This is a genomic window from Polymorphospora sp. NPDC051019, assembly GCF_040683055.1.
In the GTDB taxonomy this organism is placed as follows: domain Bacteria; phylum Actinomycetota; class Actinomycetes; order Mycobacteriales; family Micromonosporaceae; genus Polymorphospora; species Polymorphospora lycopeni.
In genome coordinates this window covers 112,994-130,001 of sequence record NZ_JBFBCH010000008.1, presented here as the reverse complement: position 1 = coordinate 130,001, position 17,008 = coordinate 112,994, and the positions used below count along the sequence as shown (strand labels likewise).

Annotated in this window: 20 protein-coding genes and 1 pseudogene; 7 read left to right on the top strand and 14 right to left on the bottom strand. The window is 71.5% G+C overall.

Translation table 11 applies throughout. The annotated features are described in order from the left end of the window. Positions 1 to 69 precede the first annotated feature (69 nt). The 5 genes from AB0M79_RS16905 to AB0M79_RS16885 form a co-directional block, all read right to left on the bottom strand. Positions 70 to 2,160 carry a M14 family zinc carboxypeptidase gene (locus AB0M79_RS16905; protein ID WP_364213932.1) on the bottom strand — a complete coding sequence of 697 codons (2,091 nt, stop codon included), beginning with the start codon at positions 2,158 to 2,160 and terminating at the stop codon, positions 70 to 72. A gap of 290 nt (positions 2,161 to 2,450) precedes the next feature. Beyond that, on the bottom strand, positions 2,451 to 3,107 hold the full coding sequence (locus AB0M79_RS16900; protein WP_357538100.1) for a response regulator transcription factor: 657 nt from the start codon (positions 3,105 to 3,107) through the stop codon (positions 2,451 to 2,453). A 565-nt stretch (positions 3,108 to 3,672) separates the two neighbouring features. Further along, positions 3,673 to 4,275, bottom strand: coding sequence for a disulfide bond formation protein DsbA (locus AB0M79_RS16895; protein ID WP_364213928.1), 603 nt, complete (start codon positions 4,273 to 4,275; stop codon positions 3,673 to 3,675). Positions 4,276 to 4,301: 26 nt separating this feature from the next. Then, positions 4,302 to 4,520, bottom strand: a complete 219-nt coding sequence (locus AB0M79_RS16890; RefSeq protein WP_364213925.1) for a hypothetical protein — start codon at positions 4,518 to 4,520, stop codon at positions 4,302 to 4,304. 205 nt (positions 4,521 to 4,725) lie between these two features. Then, on the bottom strand, positions 4,726 to 5,508 hold the full coding sequence (locus AB0M79_RS16885) for a TetR/AcrR family transcriptional regulator (protein WP_364213922.1): 783 nt from the start codon (positions 5,506 to 5,508) through the stop codon (positions 4,726 to 4,728). Between the two features lie 76 nt (positions 5,509 to 5,584). Between AB0M79_RS16885 and AB0M79_RS16880 the strand changes: the two genes are divergently transcribed. Then, positions 5,585 to 6,571: an ATP-binding cassette domain-containing protein gene (locus AB0M79_RS16880; protein ID WP_364213919.1), complete on the top strand. Its 987-nt coding sequence runs from the start codon at positions 5,585 to 5,587 to the stop codon at positions 6,569 to 6,571. Next, complete coding sequence (locus AB0M79_RS16875; protein ID WP_364213916.1) at positions 6,568 to 7,344, top strand: ABC transporter permease; 777 nt, start codon at positions 6,568 to 6,570, stop codon at positions 7,342 to 7,344. Before AB0M79_RS16880 ends, AB0M79_RS16875 begins: the two co-directional genes overlap by 4 nt. 112 nt (positions 7,345 to 7,456) lie before the next feature. Here the strand turns inward: AB0M79_RS16875 and AB0M79_RS16870 are convergent, their stop codons facing one another. Continuing rightward, on the bottom strand, positions 7,457 to 8,350 hold the full coding sequence (locus tag AB0M79_RS16870; RefSeq protein WP_364214266.1) for a PHB depolymerase family esterase: 894 nt from the start codon (positions 8,348 to 8,350) through the stop codon (positions 7,457 to 7,459). A gap of 108 nt (positions 8,351 to 8,458) precedes the next feature. Here AB0M79_RS16870 and AB0M79_RS16865 point away from each other — a divergent pair, with 108 nt between their 5' ends. After that, entirely contained in the window at positions 8,459 to 9,421 is a 963-nt protein-coding gene (locus tag AB0M79_RS16865; RefSeq protein ID WP_364213913.1) for a helix-turn-helix transcriptional regulator, read from the top strand. A gap of 75 nt (positions 9,422 to 9,496) precedes the next feature. Here AB0M79_RS16865 and AB0M79_RS16860 read toward each other — a convergent pair whose 3' ends face one another. The 4 genes from AB0M79_RS16860 to AB0M79_RS16845 all read right to left on the bottom strand — a co-directional run bounded on the left by AB0M79_RS16860 (position 9,497) and on the right by AB0M79_RS16845 (position 12,344). Continuing rightward, complete coding sequence (locus tag AB0M79_RS16860) at positions 9,497 to 10,189, bottom strand: hypothetical protein (protein ID WP_364213910.1); 693 nt, start codon at positions 10,187 to 10,189, stop codon at positions 9,497 to 9,499. After that, entirely contained in the window at positions 10,186 to 11,010 is an 825-nt protein-coding gene (locus tag AB0M79_RS16855) for an ATP-binding cassette domain-containing protein (protein ID WP_364213907.1), read from the bottom strand. Before AB0M79_RS16855 ends, AB0M79_RS16860 begins: the two co-directional genes overlap by 4 nt. Then, entirely contained in the window at positions 11,007 to 11,345 is a 339-nt protein-coding gene (locus tag AB0M79_RS16850; protein ID WP_364213904.1) for a PadR family transcriptional regulator, read from the bottom strand. Before AB0M79_RS16850 ends, AB0M79_RS16855 begins: the two co-directional genes overlap by 4 nt. Positions 11,346 to 11,408: 63 nt before the next feature. After that, positions 11,409 to 12,344: a nitroreductase/quinone reductase family protein gene (locus tag AB0M79_RS16845; protein ID WP_364213901.1), complete on the bottom strand. Its 936-nt coding sequence runs from the start codon at positions 12,342 to 12,344 to the stop codon at positions 11,409 to 11,411. Positions 12,345 to 12,700: 356 nt separating this feature from the next. On the opposite strand from AB0M79_RS16845, the gene AB0M79_RS16840 reads away from it, so the two are divergent. After that, a complete protein-coding gene (locus AB0M79_RS16840; protein WP_357538121.1) occupies positions 12,701 to 12,895 on the top strand; it encodes a hypothetical protein in 195 nt (64 codons plus the stop codon). Positions 12,896 to 12,932: 37 nt separating this feature from the next. Here AB0M79_RS16840 and AB0M79_RS16835 read toward each other — a convergent pair. Together AB0M79_RS16835 and AB0M79_RS16830 are read right to left on the bottom strand one after the other, a co-directional pair. Beyond that, positions 12,933 to 13,040 (bottom strand): annotated as a pseudogene (locus AB0M79_RS16835) (ADP-ribosylation/crystallin J1); the annotation flags it as partial. 165 nt (positions 13,041 to 13,205) lie between these two features. Continuing rightward, positions 13,206 to 13,529 (bottom strand): putative quinol monooxygenase, encoded by a 324-nt coding sequence (locus AB0M79_RS16830; RefSeq protein ID WP_364213897.1) that lies wholly within the window; start codon positions 13,527 to 13,529, stop codon positions 13,206 to 13,208. Positions 13,530 to 13,765: 236 nt separating this feature from the next. On the opposite strand from AB0M79_RS16830, the gene AB0M79_RS16825 reads away from it, so the two are divergent. Next, complete coding sequence (locus AB0M79_RS16825) at positions 13,766 to 13,933, top strand: hypothetical protein (RefSeq protein WP_364213894.1); 168 nt, start codon at positions 13,766 to 13,768, stop codon at positions 13,931 to 13,933. An 88-nt stretch (positions 13,934 to 14,021) separates the two neighbouring features. After that, the gene (locus tag AB0M79_RS16820; protein ID WP_364213892.1) at positions 14,022 to 14,705 is read left to right on the top strand and encodes a hypothetical protein; all 684 of its coding nucleotides are present in this window, start codon (positions 14,022 to 14,024) and stop codon (positions 14,703 to 14,705) included. Positions 14,706 to 14,869: 164 nt separating this feature from the next. On the opposite strand, the gene AB0M79_RS16815 is transcribed toward AB0M79_RS16820, so the two are convergent. Next, entirely contained in the window at positions 14,870 to 15,283 is a 414-nt protein-coding gene (locus AB0M79_RS16815) for a GNAT family N-acetyltransferase (protein ID WP_364213889.1), read from the bottom strand. 79 nt (positions 15,284 to 15,362) lie between these two features. On the opposite strand from AB0M79_RS16815, the gene lipB reads away from it, so the two are divergent. Further along, complete coding sequence (lipB, locus tag AB0M79_RS16810; protein WP_364213886.1) at positions 15,363 to 16,031, top strand: lipoyl(octanoyl) transferase LipB; 669 nt, start codon at positions 15,363 to 15,365, stop codon at positions 16,029 to 16,031. Here the strand turns inward: lipB and AB0M79_RS16805 are convergent. Next, a complete protein-coding gene (locus tag AB0M79_RS16805; protein ID WP_364213883.1) occupies positions 16,019 to 16,822 on the bottom strand; it encodes a hypothetical protein in 804 nt (267 codons plus the stop codon). The genes lipB and AB0M79_RS16805 overlap by 13 nt on opposite strands. Between the last annotated feature and the right edge of the window lie 186 nt (positions 16,823 to 17,008).

The window sequence follows — 17,008 nt, the reverse complement described above, 5'->3', positions numbered from 1 at the left end:
GGCCCGGTGCGTGGCCCGCCGGTACGGCATTTCATGGTTGCCGGTTCAGGTCACCGGCGGCGTGGGTCCCTAGAGACCCGCGCACTGCCCGGACCTGGGACCGGCGACCGAGTTCGACAACTCGAGGTTGGTCGGTACCCGGGTGTTCTGCGCGCAGTTGAGCGGACCCTGCACGGTGTTCGCCGCCACGAACGGGGCGTTGCCACCGGCGCGGTTCCCGACCAGGTTGACCGGACCGTTGACCCGGTTGTTGATCAGGGAGACCGCGTCGGTCACGTTGGCGACCTGGATCGGGCCGTGCACGGTGTTACCGGACATGAACAGGCCCGCGGACCCGGCGGCGGTGATCGGACCGTTGAAGGACGAGCCGCTGGCGACCAGGGCGGCGCCCGGCTGCACGTTGACCGGCCCGTTGACGTTGGCGCCCGAGACACAGGTGAAGCCACTCACCCGCAGCGGCCCGTTGTGCCGGCCGGTCACGGTCGGGTAGACCCGCTCACCGGCGACCAGCCGCTCGACACCGGTTCCGTCGAGCAGCAGGGGGATCAGCCCCCGCTCGGGCTGGGTCAGCGGAACGAAGTAGCCGTCGCCGACCTTGACGACCCGCCAGCCGTGGGCCGCGAGCCGCTGGGCCACCGTCGTACGATGCCCGACCGCGCCGTCGGTCCGCTCACCGTTGTACTGCTCCTCGGTGAGCCGGTAGGCGCACGGCGCGTTGTCGAGGATCAACTCCTGGCGCGGCGCGTCCACCGGCGGCGGGGTCTCGCCCGGGTGCGGCGCCGGGTGGGCGGGAACCTCGTGCGAGCCCCGGAAGACGATCCGTCCGGTGTTCCCGCTCTGCAGCTTGATCGCCTCGCCCCTCGCCTGCCGGATCGCGCTGTGGTTGGCCCGGTGGTAGTCGAGGAACTGGGTGAAGGTCCAGAGGGCGGAGTAGCCCTTGCGGCGGCGGTTGTTCGAGGTGTTTCCCTCGTCCGGCCGGGTGGCCCCACCGGAGCTGCGCAGTTCGAGCAGCGAGTTGACCACGTTCTTCAGACCCAGCGTGTTGCGGAGGATGGTCTCCTCGCCCAGGCCCACGCTGGCGCCGGTGCAGCCGTACGGGCAGGCCCACCAGCCGTCGGTGGCACCCTGCTCGTACATGTGGCCTTCGATCATGTTCATCGACTCGTCGAAGATCTCCCGGGCCACGTTCTGGTGCCGCGGCGGAAGCATCGGCAGGTCACCGGTGCCGCTGTTGCCGTACTCGTGGCCGTCGTAGCCGGCCACCGGCCGGTACTCCTGGAGCATCTTGACGAACGCGAGGGTCTCCGGCTGGCGGACCAGGGAGTAGTCGCGGTTCAGGTCCTGCCCGGCGTTGTTGCCCCGGGTGTTGGCGGCCCGGCCGTCCCCGTTGATGGTCGGGACGATGAGCACGGTGCTGTTGGTGAGTACGTCGATCGTGCCGGGGTCCTGGCTGAAGGCCAGCTGCCGGGCCAGGATCAGGCAGGCTTCCCGGTCACCCGGCTCGTTGCCGTGCACGTTGCAGTTGATCAGCACGGGCGAGGTGGCCGCGATCGCCTCCGGGGTGGCCGGCGGGGTCGGGTGGCCGAAGACCATCATGTTGATCGGCCGGTTGAGGATGGTGCGGCCGATCTCCACCACCCGCATCCGGTCGCTCAGTTCGTCGATGGCGGCGGTGTAGGCGTACTCGTTGACGTCGCTGGTGTACTGGGCGCCCTGGGTGGTCTCCCACTGGGTGCGCAGGCTCTCGCCGGGCGCGTCCGGGTTGCCCCAGGACCCCTGGGTGGTGCCGGAGACCGGGGTCGAGTACGGCTGCTCGGCGGTGCCGATCCGGGCCCGCACCCGCCACTGGAACCGCAGGCCCGGGTTGAATCCGGCGTCGGCGAAGGTCGGCGACTCGTTGTTGACCTGACGGTTGGGGCGCCAGAGCCCGGTGATGACGGAGTTGCCGGTCGGCACGTCGTCGGCGTCGACCGGGGTGCGCTCGATCTGGTAGTCGGTGGCGCCGTCGACGTGGGTCCAGGCCAGGGTGGCGAAGCCGTACCCCTGGGTGACCTTGAGGCCCTGGACCTGGTTCGGTTCCGCGGCGTTGAGGGCGGGCACCCGGGTCAACGGGTCGGCCGAGGCCGCGGTTGGTGAGGCGACCACCGATACGGTGGCCACGAGGAGTGCAGCTAGCGCTATTGCCGCTGGCCGTCTATGCAGCATGGGGGCTCCTGTGCATTGAGGCTGGACCTAGGTGGAGACAGCACACGTCAGTCCGGCCGCGCCATCTCGGAAACACGACGATTCTTGAGGATCCTCTGAGACTCCGGCAGGGGCCGCATGCCGTGCCCCGGGCCGATCCAGGGCCGCCGACACGAGACGACGACCGGGTGTCAACGAACGATCACACTGAGGTTCGCGCGCCCGGCGGGGCTCGGCCGCCACCGCCGTCGCCCGGGCGTGCGGATCTAGGTCACCCGCAGGCGGTAGCCCACGCCCCGTACGGTCTGCACCAGGCTGGCATCGTCCAACTTGCTCCGCAGGGCGGCGACGTGCACGTCGAGGGTGTGGCCGGCCGCGAAGGTGGTCTGCCAGATCTCCAGTTGCAGCCGCTCTCTCGGTACCACCGTGCCGGCCTGCCGGGCCAGCGCCATCAGCAGCTCGAACTCCTTGCGGGTCAGGCTCACCTCCCGATCGTCCACCCAGGCCTGCCGGGCGGTCACGTCGATTCGGATCGGACCGACCTCCAGCACCCCCTCGGCCCGCCGGGCCCGCGCGGTCCGGCGCATGACCGCCTCGATCCGGGCCTGCAGTTCCGCCATGGAGAAGGGCTTCACCACATAGTCGTCGGCCCCGGCGCGCAACCCGGTCACGCGGTCGTGCTCCTCGCCGCGGGCGGTCACGGCGATGATGCAGACGTCGGCGTCCCGCCGCCGCAACTCCCGGCAGACCTCCAGGCCGTCGCGGTCGGGCAGGTTGAGGTCGAGCAGGACCAGGTCGACCGGCCCCGCCCGGAGGGCCTCGGCCGCGGTCGTCGCGGGAATGACCAGGTGGCCCCGACGGCGCAGGGCCGAAGACAACGCGGAGGCGACACGCAGGTCGTCCTCCACGAGAAGTGCTCGCATCCAGTTGCTCCTCTGGGCCTCAGAAGGTCGACGAAGTTCCTGAAGCCTGCCGATCGGACCGGCCCTGAACAGACGCTAATCCGACCCGGTTTCGAGCAGATATCCCCGCGCCTCGCGGTCCGCCCGGAGCCGGCCGTCCTCGAGGTGTCGCTCGACGCGGCCTGATGGCCGTGGCACGGGAGATCGACGCACGGCTTCCTCCGATTCAAAGGAGTGGATCTTGCCGGTCAGCTAAGCACATGGCGGGACGGTGAGCAATAGATCTCGGCATAATGAAATTGCACCGTCGAAAACCCGAACGACACTCACACATGACATCGCCATCAATCAAAGCCCGACAATTGATAATTCATCATCATCCGTGCCCGGATCGACATTTCGAAGTACGACGCCCGGGATATCTGGTTTGCGTGAAATGTGACATGCGGGAGCGGTCCCGTGCATGAGACAATGCTGCACCACTTGCACAACAGCCGATATTCGGTCCCAGAATGGGAACACCCCGCACGGAAACCCGGCAGCCCGTTCCGCCAACCGTCGCGGCCCGGTTCGCGGCAGGTCGTCCTCAGTGGCCGAACCCGGGTTCCTCGTGCGGACGCCCCTTCAGCTCATGGAAAGCCGGCTCACCGGCCACCAGCAGCACACCGTCCCAGAGCCGGCCGGCCCGTTCGCCGCGCGGGATACGGGAGATCACCGGCCCGAAGAAGGCGATCCGCCGGCCGCCGGGCCCGCCCGCGGCGATGATCGGTGTGCCGACATGCCGCCCCACCAGGCTGATGCCCCGCTCGTGGGACTCCCGCACCGCGGCGTCGTATTCGGTGGACCCGGCGGCGGCGGCCAGCTCCGGCGACAGCCCGGCGTCGGCGAGGATGTCCGCGGGGTCGGCCCACTCGCCGCGCTCGTGGACCCGTACGCCGTACGCGGCGAAGAATCGGTCCAGGGCAGCCGGGCCGTACCGTCGCTCCACCGCCGCGCACACCCGGACCGGCCCCCACAGGTAGCCCTCCGGGTCACCCTCGGGATCGTCCGGCCGTCCCTCGTTGAGCACCGACAGGCTCATGATCCGCCAGCGGATCGTCACCGGCCGCACCGCCGCCACCTCGACCATCCAGCGGGAGGTGATCCACGTGTAGGGGCAGCTCGGGTCGAACCAGAAGTCGACCTGCATCAGCACCGCCTCCGGTGGCCGGGCCGTCAGGATCCGTCGGCGAACGACAGGCCGCGGCCGGCCAGCTCCTCGCGCAGGATCGAGATGCTCTTCCGGCCCACGCCATGGATCTTGAGCAGCTCGGCGGGGGTGGTGCTCGTCAGGTGCGCGAACCGGGTGTATCCGTTCGCGGCCAACTCCCGCGTCGCCACCTTGCCGATACCGCGCGGAAACTCGGTCTCCGGTGCGGGTTCCTGAGCCGTCATGACGGTGCTCCTTCCCTCGCGGACCGAGCCGGCGGGATCGGGCCGGCGGATCGGGCCGGCGGGGTCGAGGCCGGCGGGGTCGAGGCCGGCGGGATCAGGGCCGGTGGGATCGGCCCGGCGGATCGGGCCGGGTCGGCACCGCGAGACTATCGCCCCCCACCGACAGCGACAGCACACCGACACGAGGGCGCCCACGAACCGGCCGTCAGGTGGCGGCGTCGGATGACCGGGCGGCGGCGAGCAGTTCGATCCCGTCGAGGATGCGGTCGAGGCCGAACCGGAAGGCCAGGTCGGGGTCGCTGACCGCGTTGTACGCCTCCCCCGCGGCCGTACCGACCCGGTCGGAGACGACGTACCGGCCCGGCTCCATGATCCGTTCGAGGATGGGGGCGTTGATCTCCCACCACTGCACGTCGGTGATCCCCGAGATCTCCTGGGCCCGGCGGGCTTCGATCGAGGCGCGGGCGGCGCTGGCGGCGAACCCGCTGACCAGCGTGACGATCTGGTCCATCTCGATGTCGCCGAAGCCGATCCCCTCGATCGCCCGCAGTTGCCACTCGTAGCGGTCGGCGCCGTTCGGGCCGATGAACGGCCGGTGGTGGGTCACCTGGAGCAGCCAGGGGTGGCGGTGGTACTCGTCCCACAGTTCGCGGGCGATCCGGGCCAGCCGTTCGCGCAGCGGACCGGTGAGTTCCGGCAGTTCACGTTCGCCCTGGACCTCGTCGACCATCAGCCCGATCAGTTCCTCCCGGCCGGGCACGTACGTGTAGATCGACATCACCCCGAGGCCGAGCCGTTCGGCGACCTTGCGCATGGAGAAGGTCTCCAGCCCCTCGGCGTCGGCGACCGCGATCCCGGCGCGCACCACCTCGTCGACGCTCAGCCGCTGCCGGGGGCCGCGGGATCCCTGCGGCTCGCCGAGCGTACGCCGCCACAGCAGCATGAGCGTCCGGTCGTAGTCGGGCGCCGCCCCGGGATCGTTTTCCATAGGCGGATGCTACTCCGTCTGGTGTACGGTGATTCGGCGCAGCCACACCGTACGGCATACGGAGTTAAGGAGTCCCATGGCACGCGACCACTCACTGACCGCGCGAGACCTTCGCAAGAGGTACGGCGACCTGGACGCCCTGAACGGGTTCGACCTCGATGTCGAGGCGGGCACCATCCACGGACTCCTCGGCCCGAACGGCGCCGGCAAGAGCACCGCCGTACGGGCGCTGACCACCCTCGTCGACCTCGACGGCGGCACCGCCACCGTCGCCGGGCACGACGTGCGCACCGAACCGCACGCCGTACGGCGCAGCATCGGACTGGTCGGCCAGCACGCGGCCGTCGACGAGATCCTCGGTGGCCGGCAGAACCTGGTCATGTTCGGGCGGCTGTTCGGGCTGGCCAAGGCCGCCGCCCGGGCCCGCGCCGACGAACTGCTCGACTCGTTCGACCTCACCGCGGCGGCCGACCGCCCCGTCTCGACGTACTCCGGCGGGATGCGGCGCCGGCTCGACATCGCGGCGAGCCTCATCCTGGCCCCGGCCGTGCTGTTCCTCGACGAGCCGACCACCGGCCTCGACCCCCGCGCCCGCAACGAGGTCTGGAACACCGTACGCGAGATCGCCGCCCGTGGGACGACGGTGCTGCTGACCACGCAGTACCTGGACGAGGCCGACCAGATGGCCGACCGGATCTCGGTGATGAACCACGGCCGGGTCATCGCCTCCGACACCCCGAACGCGCTCAAGCGGCAGCTCGGCGGCGACCGGGTCGTCGTCACGCTCCCCCGTGCCGAGCCGCTCGGACCGGCGGCGGAGCGGCTCGGCACGGCCGTCGGCGGCACGGCACTCGTCGACGCCGAGACGCACACCCTCACCTTCGAGGTGGGTGCCGGTGTCGTCGGGCTCGCCGAGATCGTCCGCGCGCTCGACGCCACCGGGATCGGCCCGGAGGACCTGCTGCTGCGCCGGCCCACCCTGGACGAGGTCTTCCTCTCCCTGACCAACGCCACTTCGAGCGGCACCGCTCCGGCCGCCGACAAGGAGGTCGTACGTCGATGAACACCCTGCGATCCGGATGGATCATCACCCAGCGGGACCTCCTGCACTGGGTCAGACAGCCGTGGACCCCGATCTTCAGCCTGCTGTTCTCGGTCGTGCTGCTGCTGATGTTCGGGCTGCTGTTCGGCGGCGCGATCGACATACCCGGCGGCGGCTACGTCGACTTCCTGCTGCCCGGCATGCTGGCCCTGACGATGATGTTCGGCCTGGAGACGACGACGTCGGCAATGGCGAACGACGCGAAGAAGGGGATCACCGACCGGTTCCGGTCCATGCCGATCGGCAGCGCCTCGGTCGCGCTCGGCCGGGTCGGCGCCGACATGGCCAACTCAGCCGTCGAACTCGCCGTCCTGATCGGTGGCGGCCTGCTCATCGGCTGGCGGATCACCGGCGACCTCGGCTCGGCGGCACTGGCCGTACTGCTGCTCCTCGCCCTGCGGTTCGCGCTGCTGTGGGTCGGCGTCTACCTCGGACTCGCCTTCAAGGGCGACAGCACGACGATGGCGGTGCAGACCCTCATCTGGCCGGTCGGGTTCCTGTCGACGGTGTTCGTCTCCGCCGAGACGATGCCCGGCTGGCTCGCCGCGGTCACCGTGTGGAACCCGGTCTCGGCGACGGCGACCGCCGTCCGGGAACTCTTCGGCAACCCGACCGGTGCGACCAGCGGGATCCTCGCCGACCACGCCGTCGTGCTCGCGGTCGCCTGGCCCGTTCTGATCACGGCGGTGTTCCTGCCGCTGTCGGCACACGCCTACCGCAGACTGCGGGCGTAGTGCCGCGTGGGGTCGTCGACGATGTCGACGACCCCACCCCCCCGATCCGGCCCCGGCGGGTCACCGGTTCCCCCACACCGGACCATCCAGCGCCCGGCGGCGCATCCTCCTGTCACCCCCGCCGGCGCGGGTGCGCGGCGAAGAACTCCCAGATCAGTTCGGTGGCCACCACCCCGGCGTCGGGTGCCGCCAGGCCCTCGCCCCGCGCTCCGGGCCAGGCGTGTCCCATGTTCTCGATGAGGTGGACCTCGACGTCACTGCCGTCGCCGCACGTGGACCGGCTGACCTCGACCCCGGCTGCCGGGGACGTGGGGGCCGGGTCGACCGGCGAGCAGCCCAGCCGCTCCCGCCACGTCTCGATGCCGCTACGGAACTGGGCGGCGTATTTGTCCCGGCCACCGATGAACGTGATCACCGAAACGGGTCGCTCCGGCCGGTAGTTCGCAGCGGCCACCCGCTCGCCGATGAACCCGCCGCTCGCCACCCCGATGGCCGCGAACGTGCCGCTCGCCTCGACCGCCGCCCGGAAAGCCAGGTCACCGCCGTTGGAGATACCGGTGAGATAGACACGGTCGGGATCCACCCGCCAGGTGTCGACCAGATGCCCGGCGAGCCGGCGCAGGAAACCGACATCGTCCGCGGTGCCGCAGCAGACGAGCGCGTTGAAGCCACCGGCGATGCCGTCGGGGTAGGCGACCAGGAAGTTCTCCCGCGCGGCGACGTCGTCCAGGCCGACCAGCCGGCTCATCTCCACCCCGCTGCCGGGGTACGGGTGCAGTGCGATCACCAGCGGTACCGGTCGGCCCGGTTCGTGGCCCGCCGGCGCGTGCAGGCGGTAGGCACGGGTCACCCCGTCGTGGTCGAGCGTCAACTCGTGCCGGCCCGGCCCCGGTCCCCCGCCGGACGTCGCGGATCCGGGCCCCGCGGACGGGGACTCCGGATCGACGTCCCCGACGCACGCCGACATCCCCAGCAGCAGCCCCACCGACACGCACCATGCCGTCATCCGTCGCACGTCCGGACCACCTCCGCCCTCGCCACCACACCATCGCCGGCACCGGTGACGGCGGGCAATCCTTTCGGCGTACGCCGAAGGCGTGGCAGCCTTGGCGGCGTGATATCCCTGCGGCTCGATGCGGCCGACCTGCGCAGGATCCGGTTCGGGGAGCGCCCGCACCCCGTCGGCACCACGATCATGGCCTGCCAGGCGCTGCGTGATCCGGCCCTCGCCAGCCTGATGCCTGCCCTGGCGACCCGTTCCGCGGCGGTCACGGAGGCCACCCGACCACTGCGTCACCTGCTTCCGGCCCGGGGGCTGCTGCCCGACTTCCTCACCCCGTACGTCGGCCTGGCGTCGGTGGACGCCGGCCTCGACGAGATCCGGGCGACGCCACGCGAGCGGGTCCGCGCCGAGTTGGGCAGGACCTACGCAAACGTGCCGGCCAGCCCGTGGCGGCGGCGGTTCGCCGACGGCGAGCCGGAGTTGCTGAACCTGCTGACGGCGGCGCTCCGCCGGTACTTCGACGCCGTGCTCGCCCCGGACTGGTCGCACCTGGAGCTTGCCCACCGCGGCTCGGTCGCCCGGGCCGCCGAGACCTACGCGCTGGCCGGGGTGGACGGCCTGCTCGCCGGCCTGCATCCGGCGATCAGGTGGCGGCCGCCGGTACTCGAGATCGACACCTGGTGGGACGCGGACCTGGCCGGCACCGGCGAGGGCCTGCTGCTGGTGCCGAGCCCGTTGGCCGGACTCCGGCCCCGGGTGCTGGTCGAGCCGGGGCTACCCGTGCTGCTGGTGTATCCGGTGCCGGCCGGGTCGGCCCCGTCCGGCGCCGACCCGCTCACCCGGCTTCTCGGTCGCACCCGCGCCGCGGTGTTGCGTCACCTCGCGCGACCTGGTCGGCATACGACGACGACGCTGGGCCGGCACGCGCGGATCAGCGTGTCGTCCGCCTCGGAGCACGCGTCCGCGCTGCGGGCCGCCGGGCTGGTCGCCAGCGACCGGGTGGGCGGCGCGGTCGTACACCGGCTCACCCCGCTCGGCCTCCGGCTGCTGGGTCACGGCGAGGACCCGTCGTGAGCATCACGCGGACCGTCGACGCCGCCGGCCCGGGGTCCGGGGGATTCCACAGTGGATCGACCCGCGCGCGACGGCTCACGGCGCCGGATTGAACCGCAGGTGCGGGCGGCTCCGGAGCCGGACGGACGCCGCCACGGTCACCAGGGCGGTCAGCAGGACCGCGAAGGCCACCCCGTGCAGCAGGCCCCGGTCGAGGTATCCGGAGTCGGTGTGGTCGATGGCGTACGTACCGATCTCGCGGCTGAACCAGAACGGCAGCGCCCGCGACGCGGTGGTGGCCGGGTCGGTCATCATCTGGAGGCCGACCACGATGAGCAGCACCAGGGTGCCCTCGAGTTCGCGGGGCAGGACGGCACTCAGGGCCAGCCCGAACGGCGCCGCGACCGCCACGGTCAGCAGCATCACCACGGCGATGGCGCCGTACCGCACGTCGTGCCGGTCGACGAGGATGAGCAGGTAGTACGGCAGCGAGAGCACGAGTCCGACCGTCCACAGTGCCAGGAGGCGGCCCAGGACGAGGTGCCGGCTGCCGTAGCCGGACAGGCGCAGCCGCGGCTCGATGGGGCGGGCGGCGCTGCCGGCGAACAGCGCGGCGGTGCTCAGCGCCCAGCCGAGCCCGAGGCAGACGAACCGGATCGACTGGCCGAGGTGGTCGCCGCGCCGGCTGAGGTAGAAGGCCAGCGGGAGCAGGGCGAGGACGACGAGCACGGTGCGCCGGCGGGCGATCTCGCGCAGCGCCAGGTCGGCCGTGACAATGATCTTCTTCATGCCCGCTCCCGGTCGGGGGTCAGGTCGAGCACGATGTCGACCCGGTCGAGTTGGTTGAGCAGGTGGGTGACGACCACGACGGCGGTGCCGGTGTCGCGCCACCGCCACACCTCGTGCCAGAAGTCGAGGTAGGCGCCCCGGTCGAAGCCCTGGTAGGGCTCGTCGAGCAGCAGGATGTCGGGTTCGCCGAGCCGGGCCATGACCAGGTTGAGCTTCTGCCGGGTGCCGCCGGAGAGTTGGCCGGCGAGGCGGCCCGAATCCGGCTTCCAGTCCAGGCGGGCGGCGTGCGCCCGGCCGGCCCGGCGGGCCACCGCGCGGTCCATGTCCCGGCCGGCGCCGATGAGGACGAAGTGCTCGTCGGGGGTGAGGAATTCGCGGGTGCCGCCGTCCTGCGGGCAGTAGCCGAGGCTGCCGTAGGCGTGCACCTCGCCCCGGTCGGGGCTGACCAGGCCGGCGCAGATGCGCAGGAAGGTGCTCTTGCCGGCGCCGTTGGCGCCGACGACGGCGGCGATCTGGCCGGCGCGTACGGTCAGGTTGACGTCGTTGAGGACGCGGTGCCGGCGGTAGCGCTTGCTGATCCCGCGTACGTCGAGGCGGACCGGGCCGGGCGGCTGCCGGCGCGGGGCGGGTGCGGCGGCGCCGATGCTGTCGGCGACGTCCCGGGCGTACGACCCTGGTGGGCCGAACGCCGACAGCGGCGGCTCTCCGCTGTCGCGCAGGTGGGTGGCCGCCTCGGCGACCACGTGCCCGGCGAGGTCCGGGCCGACGCCGTGCCGGCGCAGTTCGCCGACGAGGGCGGCCAGCCATGCATCCTGGTTCACCGCGCTGATACCTCCCGTAGTATCGCGCCGACTCCGCCGGCGAAGCGATCCCAGTCGGCGGCGGCCTGCCGCAGCACGTCGTGGCCGTCGCCGGTGATCCGGTAGTACTTGCGGGCCGGCCCGGCACCGCCTTCGCGCCAGTAGGCGACGATAAGCCCGGCCCGCTGGAGCCGGAGCAGGACCGGGTAGAGGGTCCCGCCTTTGACCGGCCCGAGGCCGGCCGCCTCCAGCGCCTGCGACAGTTCGTAGCCGTACGACTCGCGCCGGGCGAGCATCGCCAGCACGCACAGGTCGAGGACTCCCCGTAACCATTGGGCGCGCCGCTCCTGATTCACGCGCAAGAAGATAGCACGACCAGCTAGCTGGTCGTGCTATCTAGCCGCGATCGGCCGGTGACCTCAGGCGCCGGGACCGGCCGGCGGGAACGGGACCTGCGCCAGGACCGGGATCAGGGTCTCCTCCTCGTACGCCAGGTGGGTCGTCAGCTCGCTCGACATCCGGTCCAGTTCGGCCCGGAACCGCACCGGGTCGGCGGTGGCGACATCGGCCAGCAGTCCCTCCAACTCGCGGCGGATCCGGTCGACTGTCACGTGTTCGGCCCGCAGCCGCTCGATCACCGGCGCGAGATGCGGATACCCCTGCTCCAGCCCGGGCAGCATGTGCCCGTCCTCGCCGGTGTGGTGGAAGTGCAGGGACTGGCAGAACGCCAGGCAGTGCTGCCGGATCTGCATCCCCAGCCCGACCGGCGGCGGCCCGTCGGTGGCGTGCCGGGCCGCGAAGTACGCGTCGGTCTCGGCCCGGGTACGCGCCAACTGGTCCCGCAGCCAGTCGTGGATCTCCATGAGCTTGTCGGCCAGGTTGGCCACCTCGCGGTCACCCGCTTCCGAGTGCACCCGGTCCAGCACCACCACCGGAATCCGCCGGCTCGTGCGGGCCTGGTAGTCGCCGTACCCGGGCTCCTGTGCGACGACGTGGGCGAAGAGCCGGTCGCGGTCGGAGCCCTGCGCGGGCACCGCGACCGCGTCGAACGTCTCGGTCCCGACCTCGACCCGGACCATCGGGTTGGCGATCAGGTTGTGGTACCAGGCCGGGTGGCGGGGCGAACCACCGGCGGACGCGACGACGAGCAGCCGGTCGCCGTCGCGGACGAAGCCGAGCGGGCTGATCTGCGACCGGCCGGACCTCGCCCCGGTCGTGGTGAGCAGCAGCAGATCACCGCCCTCGAACGGGCCGCCGACCTTTCCGCCGTTGGCGCGGAACTCCTCGACGACCGGCCGGTTGAAGTCACTGATCTGCGGTTCAGGCTGCATGTGGTGCGCGGGGATTTCGGACAAGGTACTCCCTCGGTTCGAATGGACGACGGACCCCGGGGCGCGGTCGTACGGCCGGCGGCCGTACGGCATGCGGTGACGTGCGCGGATGGCACGGACGCACGCGGGCATCCGTCGCGGGGGTTGAAGATCGGGGTGCAGGCGAGCGCGGCCGGGCGTGGCACACAAGGGCCACGCCGACGTGGCGGCGTTACGCGAGCGGCGTGTGTGGACTCACGATTCGCTCCCCGGGACCTGACAGGCGCCTCCATGCAACCGCCGTCGTCAGGCGGTTCGCACGCGACACGACGCAGATTCTAGCGCCCGCCGAGGGAAGCTCCCAGGGCGGACGCCGGCCCGCCCCGCCTATAGTCACGGGGATGTCGCGCCGGATCCTCGCCGTACTTCTGTTGCTCGTCGCCTTCGCGGCCCTCGTGGCCCAGCGGATGTTCCCGTTCCTCGCCGACGCGCCGTGGGCGCTACGGACGGCGGTGACAGTCGTCGGCGTGGTGTGTCTCCTGGTCGCGGTGAGCCTCTGGCTGCGCGGGCTCGCGGGCCGCGGACGGGAGCGGTAGCCGGGCGCGCGCACGAGGGGAACGCCCGGCCCCGGTCTCACCGGAACTCGTGCACGACCTCGATCAGGCCGACGATGTGCCGGTTGAACTCGTCGAGTTCCTCGGCCGGCACCCAGAGTTCGAGGATGTCGCGCCCTCCTTGCCGGTCGGGGCAGGCTACCGGCCGGGCGGACGCCCGGACCAACGGTATTGACGCTGTGGCGACGGGGTGCGTCCGCGTTCTGCCGTGATCGTCTGCTGTTCCGCCGTTCGCCGTGCGGCGTGTCGGACAGCGGAACAGCAGACGATCACCATGTCCCGGCAGCCTGGGCTAGCTGACGGCCATCTCCCCCAGGTCGGACCAGTCGTCCCGGTCGACCGACTGGCTGACGATCTTCGGGGTGGCCTGAAGGTATGCCGGCAGGTCCTGCTGGGCCTGCCGGAAGTGCGCGGAGTTCACGTGGGCGGCGCCCGCGTCGCCGTCGCGGAAGGCTTCCACCAGGACGTACTCGTTGGGGTCGTCGAGGCTGCGGGACCAGTCGAACCAGAGGCAGCCGGGTTCGGCCCGCGTCGCCCGCGTGAAGGGTCCGGCGATCTGCGGCCACTGATCGGCGTGCTCCGGCTTGATCAGGAACTTCGCGGTAATGAAGATCATGCTGTCATCCTCCCCCACACCGGCCGGCGGATCAGCCCGACGTACCAGGGCGCTCGTGCCACGGCCGCTAGCGGGCGGGGCGTGCCGGATCCGGGACTGCCGGTGGGGCGGGCTTCCCCGGCATGGTGTAGCGGGCTACACCATCGGTTCGGGAGTGGGGGCCATCGTCGGGCACTCTGGCCGGCGGCAGACTCGGACATGTCATCGCCCACCGCATTCGAGAGGAACCTGCCGCCGTGAAGAACCTGCTCTGGGTCGCACTCGTCATTTCGGCCGCCGCCAACGCCGCCACCAACCTGTTCGTGCCGGGCGGGGCGGGACAGATCACACTGCAGCTCGTCACCGGACTCATCGCGGTCGGCTCGATCGCCGGCCTGGTCACCGCCCACCGTCGGCGCGCCTGACCTCGCCGGTCCGGGCCACCGACGAGGCGGCCTCGGGTACGGCTCTCCGGGCCCCCGCTGCGGGGCCCGGACCGGTAGGTTCCCCGACGTGTACGTCGGCGACGACCCCTCGCTCTCCCCCCGCCTCCACCGGTTCCTGGCAGAACGCGCCCAGCGGCTGCCGCACACGACCGAGGCCCGCATCCGGTCCGCCGCCGCCATGACCGTCGACGGCCGCGACGAACCGGCACCCGAGGAACTGGTCACCGCGATGGTCCGGTTCGAGGAACGCTTCGGCGGGCTCCGCTACGCCGTCATCGGCAGCAACGAAATGGAGTACGGGCTCGACGGTGTGCCCACCGGCCACCGCGGCCCGCTCGGACCGGCCCTCCCCGGCATCTTCGACGGCGACCAGACCTGGGGCATCGACGTCCTCGCCGACGGCAGGACCGCCATGGGACCGGGACGGTGGCCCTACCGCATCATCGACCGGTCCGTCGACCAGCGGCTGGAGAAGCACGCCCTCCTGGTTGCGGTGCGGTCCTGGCCGCACCGGACCTTCACCTGTTCCACCCCGCCGGAGGTCCTGCCGGTCGTCGACGAGGAACGGCTCCCGCCACCCGTGCCCGAAGCGACCGGGCCGGCCGACCTGTGGTGGGGCGACGACTCCACCGCCGTCGAGGTCACACTGAGCGGCGCCGTCCCCCGACAACGGTTGACGCGTAGGCGACCTGCCGTACCCGGCGCAGGCTGCGTTGCCGGCGGCCCCGGAGTGGTCCTCGTCCGAGGGTGACGGGCAGGGGTTGCTATTCCGGTCCACAGCGAGTTCGCTGTGGTTACGCCGAATTCGCTGTGAGCCCTGACAGCGATACCGCCCCGTCGCCGAACCTGGCCCGCGACCACCCCGTACCCCGAGGCGCCCGAACCGTCTCGGGCGACCCGTTACGGCCTTCCAGGTCAGAGCCGCTTGTGGAAGTGGTGTTTCGCCGTCCCGTCGGGCATGTCGGGGGTGCGGCCGACTTCCCGGTAACCAAACCGCAGGTAGAAACCGGGCGCCTGGAAGGACATCGTGGCCACCACGACCCGGTCACACCCGCGCCGCCGGATCTCCTCCTCGGCGGCGGCGAGGAGGCGCCCGCCCCAGCCCCGCCCACGCAGGTCGGATGCCAGCCACAGGGACGTGATCCCGCCGCAGCCGCCCCAGGTCCAGCCGGTCAGCCCGCCCTGAAGGACGCCGTCGTCGTCGAGCAGTCGGATCGACAGCGGGGTCTGGTCGTCGGAGGCGACGGCCGCGTTGTTGATAGCGTCCAACTCGTCAGACAGGCGCTTCTCCAGCTCGGGATCTTCGGTGCCGAAGGCTAGTTCTGCCACGGCGGGAGTGTCCTACATCCACGGGGACGGAACAGGCATGAGTGTGAGCGCGCCGGGTGGTCCGGGCCGACGACGGCCCGTGGCACCGCCGCCGCTGACCCGGGTGGACCTCGGCGAGGTGCCCTACGACCGCGCGATGGCGGACATGGACGGGTGGGTACGCGAACGCCGCGAAGGGCTGGCCGGTGACCGGTTGTTCCTGCTCAGCCATCCGCCCGTGGTCACCTACGGGCGTACGACGAATCCGGCCGACCTTGTCGGCCTGCCTGCGGACGTACCGACGGTGTTGGTCGACCGTGGCGGTCAGGCCACCTACCACGGCCCCGGCCAACTCGTCGGCTACCTGGTGCTCGGCCTGCGCGAGCGCGGTCCCGGCGACGTCGTACGGTGGGTCGAACACGGCCTCGTCGCCGCGCTCGCCGATCTGGGCTTCGCCGCCGTTCGCCGGGACACGCCGCGCGGCGGCACCAGTCTCGTCGGTGTCTGGACACCGGACCATCGCAAGATCGCATCGATCGGGATGCGGGTCCGGGGCACCGTCACCAGCCACGGCTTCTCCCTCAACATCGACCCGGACATGGCCGTGTTCGACTCGTTCACCTCGTGCGGTCTGGCCGACGTCACGATCACCTCCATCAGCCGGCTCGCCGAGGAGCAGCGGGTGCCGGTGCCGTCGGACGCCGAAGTCCGTGACGCGGTCGCCCGCCACCTGGGCACTCAGGAGCCCGGTCCGGATCAGCGGACGTAGACGACGGTCGCGTCGTCGCCGTGCTTGTTACGCGGCCAGCGCAGGCACGACGGGTCGGTCGCCTCCGCCGCCCGGACCCGCCGGATCAGCTCGGCCGGTCCGTGGCTGTCGAGTACGTCGAACACCGCCGGCCAGTCGAGCAGCCCGAACGGGGTGACCAGCCGGGCCGCCCCGTCCGTCAGCAACGCGAATCGTCGGACCGTGTCGAGCGGCACGGACCCGGTGACGGCGTACGCCGCCGCGGCCGGATCCGCGGCGGCGACCCAGTACCCGCCGGGCCGGTTGCGCGCCGCCAGCTCGGCGTGCTTCATGCGCAGCAGGGCGGCCTGCTTCTCGGCGGACCCGAACGGATAGCGGTCCGCCTCGGCACGTTCGGCCGTCGCGGTCCGGTCCACCCGGTCGTCAATGACGACCCGAACACCGTCGGCGGTGTCGATGGCCACCGTGACGTCGCCGAGAACGAGATACCCGAGCACGTCGTCGTCGAGCCGTACGACGGCCACGCCGGCCGACGGGGTGCCGGGGTGGGTCAGGTCGCACCCACGATGCCGGTCCGCGGTGGCACGGATCCCGTCGGCGAGCGCGTCGTCGAGGCGTAGGCGCCGGTCGGCCGCCAGACCGGCGACCGTCGACCCGAGAGACGCGGCGTACCAGGCGACCCCGTGCGAGCAGCCGGTTCCGGTGCGGGCGGTCGCCCCGTCGAGTACGACCATGAACCGGTCGGCCGCAAAGGCCCAGTCCTCGTTCGGGGTTCGGGAGGCGCCTGCCTCCGAGGCGACGTCTACTCGCACAGACAGCATCCTTCGCCGTGACACGACCGGACCACAACCTCAGTGCGGCGCTCACGTCTGAAAGGGGGGTGGGGTCACGGATACCTAATCCGGTCCCGAGGTATACAGGGGACCTTCCCACCCACCCCCCATAGCCGCGCTCTCCACAAGGGTTGCTCAGACCGGCTCACTGTCGACACCGTAGAT